We start from the raw sequence: 7,974 nt of genomic DNA, 5'->3' as shown, positions 1-7,974 counted from the left end.
TGCACATCATCTTTGACCGTCCTCAATTTTTATTCCATCAAAATAGCTCGCTATTACTCAAAAATAAAAATCTGTGGTAGTTCAAATCTGACACACATTTTGAACTTTCGAGACGAAAATTTATGAATTATTCAGGTTAAAGTAATCTTATTTAATAAAATCTCACTTAACTTTTTTCAATAATAATAATTTTTTACCATCAGATATTTTTCCACTAAGATTATTAGTTTCCAGTTCTTCACTAATTTATTTTTTGTATTTTTTTAATAATCTTATTGTTTCCTTTAATTATATGAATAAAATATACTCCACAACTTAATTTTTTCATGTTAATTTCTGCTGATTTGGTTTTGAATATATCAGAATATAGAAGATTACCTACAATGTCATAAATGTCAATTTTTGAATTTTCGACATTTTGAATTGATAAAAGCTCACTAACTGGATTTGGGAAAATTTCTATATTATCATTCTCTATTTCTGGAACATCCACCATCCCATAAATTGTATTTGAAAATGTTACTTCTGCATTTCCTTCTGTATAAATAGCCTCTATCGCAAATACATAGTTCCCATCTTCGGGCAATTGTATCCATGAATCATCAGTATATTCTTCATTTGTAACAATTGCAGAGTTAAGTATAGACCAATTATTCATGTTAGAATAATCTTCGAAAAGTCCTCTATATACATTGTAACCAAGTACATTACAAGGCTTTAGGGTTGTTTCGTCCAGAATGTTTGCTCGAATTAAAAAGGCTCCGTCCCAACCTCCAATTACATCAGTAAAAAGTAGAATATCGTCGCCAGGATATTTTATATATGCTACATTTGAAATCCCGGCTGAGTAGTCGATAGCTAAGGCATCAGTATTCAATTCATTGTTTTGCCAATGAAGCATTGCATAGAACGAACCTGTAAGTGTGATATTAGGAATATCTATAGTCATAGCTGTGTCGTAGGCTGTAACAAAAGTGAGGCTGCTTACCAGTAGTACTTGATTTTCATCGAAAATGTCAATAGTTACAGAATCATGATCTAAGGGATAAATGTCAAAAACAATTTCGATATCAGTCAGAGTAATTTCAGCATAGTTTAAAAATTTATTTCCCAACCAAACCTCTTCATATGGTTCATTTGTATAGCTGTAAGAGATGGTATCATAATCTATTTTTATCTGTTCTTCCGAAGCCATTGCAGGAGTAGTCCAGCTAACAAGAACATCGTCTCCTAAAGGCGAGGCATTCACATCAAACGCAGGTATAAACTTTTCTTGCAAAATTATAGTATCAACATCAATAGGAATGTTTTGAGCTGACAATGAAATAGAATGCGGGAAGTAACCAAATTTGCTTAATGTAAGTGTATAATTTTCGTTTCCATAGACCTGACTTATTGAAAAGTTTCCGGAACTATTGGAAGTTGTAGAAAAAGGGGCATAGCCTGAAAGAGATATTTCAACTTCGGAGAGTGGTGTTCCGGGAGAATTGGAACCTTCTACATATCCACTGATTTCAATTAAAGCTTTGTCAAATAAAACAAAATTAAGGCTTAAATTGGGTTGATTAAGTACAATATTTTGAATATTGTCTTCGTAACCAAATGCCGAAGCAATTATATCATAAGTTCCAAAAGGAATAGAAGGCAATTCATAAGTGCCCGTTATGTCTGTCTGAGCAGAAACTACAGTTCCTACAACTTCGACCATTGAGTTTGGCAAACTTATTCCTAAAGTATTATACACGTTTCCTGAAATAATACCAATATCTGTTAATGTATCAGTTACAAATATGGTATAGGGATAATCATTAAAATAATTTCCTCCCATTCCGGGATTAGTCGGATCAAGATTAAACACATTAATCATAGAATGTGTGCGGACTTGAGGAGCAGATCCATTTGCAAAAATCCTTGTTGCAAGACTTGGCCATTCAGGATCGTATTGATATGACTGAACGACCAGATTATTTATTCCTGTATATAGATATGGGGTATTGAATGGAACATAAAACATAGTGGTATCAGTTCCTATTTCAATCTCTCCATCAAATACAAGCACAAAATCGGAATAGGGAATCCAATCACCTGACATATTCATTAGTGATGTTTCTGCTATCCAGACTTTTAGCGGAAGAATTCTTTTGCCATGAAAAATTGAATAATACATAATCTGAAAGCCATGAATATATCCGGCATCTACCTCATTGTTTAAGTAAAGAGTTTGGCAAATGTCATCTTCACCCATACTCATAGTACTTCCGGATGCATCGAACGGAAAATTCAGATTAACTATATTTGGTTGACCAATTTCATCATCAATTGCGGTAGCCGGTACGGAAAAGATAAGGAAGGTATCTGTAGTATTATCCGCCTGATTCAGATCAGCAGTATAATCAATCTTAAGTGTCAGTTTATTGTCAGCTACTGTTGTAAATGAATGAAGAATTTCTATTTCTGCTTCATCCCAGGGGTTTATATCAACACCAGAAAATGTTGCAAGTACAATATTAGGTGCTTCAATAAGCTTAATAGAATAATCGCTGCTTAGCACAGTATTTTTGCCTGTATTTTTGACAGTACATATAATTGGTTCAGGTATATTTGTCCGTGCTACTGGTTCAGCTTTATATTTTTTAACACTTAAGTCATAATCATAATTATGATATATAGCTGAGGATGTAATGTAGTCCAGATTTGTGGGTCCGGATATACCAGTAGTAGTGGAAACAAAACCTATATAGTTGATTCCTTCTGCCAGGGAGATGTTAATTGTATGAGTTGTCCAAGGTACTCCAGGTGATTGTATTGTTTGTATGTCAGAGACCAGACCAGTAAATCCATCCTTCCAAACTATTTTGTAATTTACCGGAAACCAATCATTTAGACGAAGAGCAAAACTTAAAGAATCACCTGAAGTAATTTCTAACAATGGAGTAAACAAGGTGTCGGATATGGTTCCAAACATATTAACGGCCGATTCTGAAGAGTAAAAGTAATTGCCATGATAGGCACCAAATGTCAAATCGCGCGTTGCATATGTGCATGACCAGCCAGTTGGAGGAAAAGATACTGCTTCGAAGCTTTCCCATAGGTAACCAATTATTGCATCAACTGATGTTGAATCGTTTGAATTGTCAATATCGGTTAAATTATTACTGACTGCTGAAATAGTGTAATTTCCTGCCGTAAAATTATATGTGCCCACATTAAGCTTTACCGATTCTCCAGGTTGTAAATTCATGTTAGTAGCCGAGAACACAGTTTGGGCAATACTATCAACATACCAGTTTATATTGAAATCATTTGCTACTGCTGTTCCAAAGTTTTTAACTGTAGCTTTCACATTCACATTTCCGGAAACTGGAAAACCATCTTTTGGACTGATATCGACTACACCAATGTCAATTGTTGCCATAATGGTATAAGTCCCGGTTGCGGTATTGTTGGTTGTGATAGTATCTCCGCCAATATCAGAAGTTGCCTCAAGAGTATAAACACCTGAAGGAGTAAAATCATACTGTCCAATAATTATATCTAAGGAATCATCGATGATCAGATTTATACCTACAGCAAAATAAGGAGTTTGAACAATACCGTTCACCGACCAGTTAATTGTAGCTGTATCAATTGCCTGGTTTCCATAATTTTTTAAATTTACAGTCACATTCTCCAATCCTCCTGGATAAAAGACTCCACTTGGAGATACTATGTTAGAAATCCCACCATCTATGTATGAAGATTCAACTACTACATCATCAATTGTCCACCGGTGCTGAAGTGCCTGAGCTTCATATTTAAAGGCAAGGTAAATATTATTACCTGAATAGGAGGCCAAATCAATAATATTTGTTTTCCAGGTTTCCAAAACGGTAGTGTCGAATACCATAACTTCAACAAAATCGCTGTCCGAAGGCAATGCACTTCCGGTAGAAATCAAAACAGAGGAATGCCCAAAAGTTGAACCAGTATTATATGGTTTAGTCCAATCTTTAAAAGACAGGATGGCATTTGCACCAATAGCGATTTGGGGAGAAACCACCCAGTTGTCAGCACTCTGAGAAGTAGAATAATAGCTCTGATGATTTATTGCAAATGTTCCATTGTAGCCAAATCCGGTTGCTTTCCATTGATTGCTGCCGGTGAAGTCAGCCATATAATAAATACTCCAATCTGCAGGAGGTGGATCTCCATAGCTTAAAGTGTCGAAGTTTTCTTCAAATATAGGACTTTGAGCATTTGCAACAAAGGTGATTATGATTGCGATAATAATCAGTTTAATTCTTTTCATTTTTCTAATTTGTTAAAATTTAATTATTTATTCGTTTTATCTAATTCTATCAATAGTTTTTTTAGGGCAATATTTTCTTCTTTTTTTTTGTGAATAAGCTGATTTATCTTCTCATCTGGTGATTTAATATTTTGTTTTGGCTGAATATATGTTTCCTGCTTTTTTTTTGCCATATCATAAAATTTTCGGCAAAACTATGAAGGGATAAAACAATGAAAATATATTTTAGATAATTTTAATATGACAATTTTAATATTTTGATTAACAAAATATTACATAACAGTCTAAGCTGCTGTATTACAGAGAAGTAATAATGAGTTTAAATTATAGTTTTGAAAGTGTACTTATTAGGTTTTCGTCTCTTTCTATTCTCATTTTTTTTCGAAGCCGGAATCGAGCCATATTAATACTGGACACGGATTGATATGTGATAGCTGATATTTCTTTACTTGACATATTTAATCTGAGAAAAGCACATAGTTTTCTTTCATTTGGAGTTAAACTTGGGTAGTTATCGTTTAATGCTATATAGAAATTTGTGTGTACTTCGTTAAATCGAATTTCAAATTCGTTCCAGGAATCTTTTGTAGTGTTTCCTTCCAATTCTTTAATAATATCCTTAATTATTTTCTGATTTTCTTTCTTTAGATCGTATTTTATTTTGGTAAGTTTCTCAGCAATATTTGTAATGAATTCATTTTTTTTCAACAAATACATCACGTTGGTAGTAAGTTCTTTGTTTTTATGTTCAAGCTTAATGTTTAAAGCTTCTTGTTTTAGTTTTTGTTGTTTGGTTTTGTTTTTTTGATTTACGAACAACAGAATAAAAATTATTGCAAGTGCTAAAATTAATATAATAGTAATGTATAGTACATATTCTTTTCTTAGTTCTTTTTGAGCTCTTATAGCTTGTTTAAGCTCTTTTTCTTTCATTTCCTTGTCGAACTCATATTGCATTTCTAACTGCGTAATTCGTTTAATAGATTCCTCGTTAAAAATACTGTCGTTTAGTTGCTTGAAAATTTTGAAATATTTTAGAGAACTATCAAAGCGTCCCATATCTTCATTCAGCCTGGCAAGTTCTTTTGATGAGTTCATAATATTGCCAATTGATCCGGTAGCATTTGAAATTTCAAAACATTCAAACAGAAAGCTTTCAGCTTTCGGAATATTACCCAAATAATAGTTACACTTTCCTATGCCTAATAAAATTGATGCAAGTATATTTGCCCGTGGACCTAAGTTTACAGTATCTTGTTCTATGATAAGCCTTTTGGCATCGTTGAAATAGTTTAATGCTGATACATATCTTTTTTTATTTAACTCTATGTTTCCTAAACTACTATAGGTCCTAGATTGGCTGGTTTTGTCATTATATTTCTTAAATATCTTTAAAGATTCATACAAATTGATCTTTGCAAGATCAATATTTTTCTTTGCTTCATGAATTACTGAAATATTTGACAGTGTGTGAGCTTGTTCAATTTCCCAATTAAGCTCCATAAAATGATCATAGGCTTTTTGCAGAAGTTCTAATGCCTTTTCATTGTCTTCAAGTTTCAAGTACCCCACTCCCAAATTGTTGTATATATGAGAAATTATTTCCTTGAATCCATATTTTTCACCTAATTTCAAGCCCTTGTGAAACGCAGAAAAAGCATTATCAAAATCGCTTTTTTCGAGATAAATATTTCCAAGTATTAAAAAGGATTGAGTGAGATCAAAAAAGCTATCAGTTTTAGAAATTTCTTCAATAGCATATTTGTATAAATATAGTGCAGTATCAATATTGTCTTGTCGAATGTACAAATCGGCTAAATTTGCTGCTCCTATACCTGAATAGTAATTTGATTTTATGGTCCCTGCTTTCTCGAATAAAATCCTTGCATAATAAGCAGATGAATCTCCACTGGTATATTTATAAAGTTCATATAGTTGATTATAGATAGGAATTTGTTTTTCAATATCAAATGTTTTTCCTAAAACAAACTTTAAGGAGTCGATCGTCGAATCAGCATTTGCAATCGATACCAGTTGAAAAAAAAGAAAAATTTGCAGTTTCCACCTCATAATATATTAATTATGAGCAAAGGTATTACATTTAATCAAAAACGTAAAACTATTTGGTTTTAATAAAAACAAAAGAGATTGCTCCGAAGAAACAATCTCTTTCAATTATTAACAAAGAATATAGCGTTAGATTACTTTAAAATATGCATTATTCTTGTTTCTGTATAAGAATCATGTTCCAATCTATATAAGTAAACTCCTGCAGGATATTTTTCAATATCTATATTAACACTATGATTTCCTTTATTCAATTTTTCATTTTTTATAATATCAATTAACTGACCTGTTTCATTCAATATACTCATTTTTACATGTCCTTTTTCAGCTAATCTAAAATCAATGCGGGTTTTTGAAATTGCAGGATTAGGGATATTTTGCTTCAAAGAGTAATCAAAATCAGTCGAAACGTTTTTCAGAGAGCCTATAATTGCAATTTTATTTATTGAATATTGATTATTTCCTTCCTCCCAGTAATCCACAACAATAGGAGATAATTCATTACTTACAGGATCGTATAGCATAAAACTAAATGATTCTCCTGAAAATATGCCATCTTTTTGAGGACTTAGTTCATCATCTCCCCAAATTGTTATTGCAACATTTTCATTTTTATAAATCCCAGTACCAACAATGTTTCCAGTAGTTGTTTTGACAATAATTTCTGAGCCTATATCAGGTTTTTCGTTCCATGCATTGAGCGGAAAGCAAACTGTCATATTGTTATCTGTATTGATAATTTGATTTTGAAAATGCGATTGTACATGAGATTTGTTAGTTTGGCTTAAAGGCCCATTCGCCGGATATGTGTAGTTTAGGTTTGTACTTACTTTTATTTGATAACCTTCTCCTGGTACCATATCTCCAATAGTGTTTATTCCATATATTGGCCAATAAATATTACCAACTCCATTTTTGCATAAAACTATTTCGTTAACAATTGAACTTAAAAGAATCTCAATATTTGCAGGACTGGTTCTAAGATATCCAAGTAAATTCCATCCTGAAGAGATATTTAATGTAGTTTGTTCCGGAACTATTATTGACCCAACAATATCTAAAGTTTGGCTATTGTTGAGTTTAATGAGGTATGCTTCGCCCAAAGTAAGATTTCCAATGCCATTAATTCCATAAGTTGGCCAATATACGAGCCCACTTTCGTTTTTAACGATAACAACTTCATTAATTATTGAATAAAAGACAGAATCTAATGAGGATTGAATTGGATCAATATATGTTGAAATGATACTCCAACCAAAAGGAATACTAATTGTTTGTATTCCATAATTTATGTTAAGCGACACATATTCCCAAACATCGGCATTTGTGATTTCAATAGTGTCCTGAGCTGAACTATATCCATTTGCAGTTACAGAATAAACATAAGTTCCTGCAGGCAAACTAAACCATGCTTCGCCCCAGAAATCAGTAGTGATTGTTTGATTTCCGATTGTTACATCTGCTCCCATAATTCCTAACATTCCATCGTTTATAACAAGAACAGCATTATAAGTTTGAGCTTGCAGCGACACATATTCCCAAACATCGGCATTTGTGATTTCAATAGTGTCCTGAGCTGAACTATATCCATTTGCAGTTACAGAATAAACATAAGTTCC

Annotated in this window: 4 protein-coding genes; all 4 read right to left on the bottom strand. The window is 32.6% G+C overall.

Features of this window, described 5'->3' with window-relative positions:
* Positions 1–241: 241 nt before the first annotated feature.
* Positions 242–4,288: a T9SS type A sorting domain-containing protein gene (locus HN894_08875; GenBank protein MBT7143438.1), complete on the bottom strand. Its 4,047-nt coding sequence runs from the start codon at positions 4,286–4,288 to the stop codon at positions 242–244.
* Positions 4,289–4,311: 23 nt separating this feature from the next.
* Positions 4,312–4,461: a hypothetical protein gene (locus tag HN894_08870; protein ID MBT7143437.1), complete on the bottom strand. Its 150-nt coding sequence runs from the start codon at positions 4,459–4,461 to the stop codon at positions 4,312–4,314.
* A 151-nt stretch (positions 4,462–4,612) separates the two neighbouring features.
* Positions 4,613–6,358 (bottom strand): tetratricopeptide repeat protein, encoded by a 1,746-nt coding sequence (locus tag HN894_08865; GenBank protein ID MBT7143436.1) that lies wholly within the window; start codon positions 6,356–6,358, stop codon positions 4,613–4,615.
* 131 nt (positions 6,359–6,489) lie between these two features.
* Positions 6,490–7,974: T9SS type A sorting domain-containing protein (locus HN894_08860; GenBank protein MBT7143435.1), on the bottom strand; the 1,485-nt coding region annotated here is incomplete at its 5' end.

Source organism: Bacteroidota bacterium, assembly GCA_018692315.1.
GTDB lineage: Bacteria > Bacteroidota > Bacteroidia > Bacteroidales > JABHKC01 > JABHKC01.
Note: the sequence above shows the minus strand (reverse complement) of the source record. Positions and strands in the feature narration are given on the sequence as shown.

Excerpts from the sequence above, each read along its gene's own strand:
- HN894_08875 (MBT7143438.1), bottom strand. The coding sequence starts at position 4,288 with ATGAAAAGAATTAAACTGATTATTATCGCAATCATAATCACCTTTGTT.
- HN894_08870 (MBT7143437.1), bottom strand. The coding sequence starts at position 4,461 with ATGGCAAAAAAAAAGCAGGAAACATATATTCAGCCAAAACAAAATATT.
- HN894_08865 (MBT7143436.1), bottom strand. The coding sequence starts at position 6,358 with ATGAGGTGGAAACTGCAAATTTTTCTTTTTTTTCAACTGGTATCGATT.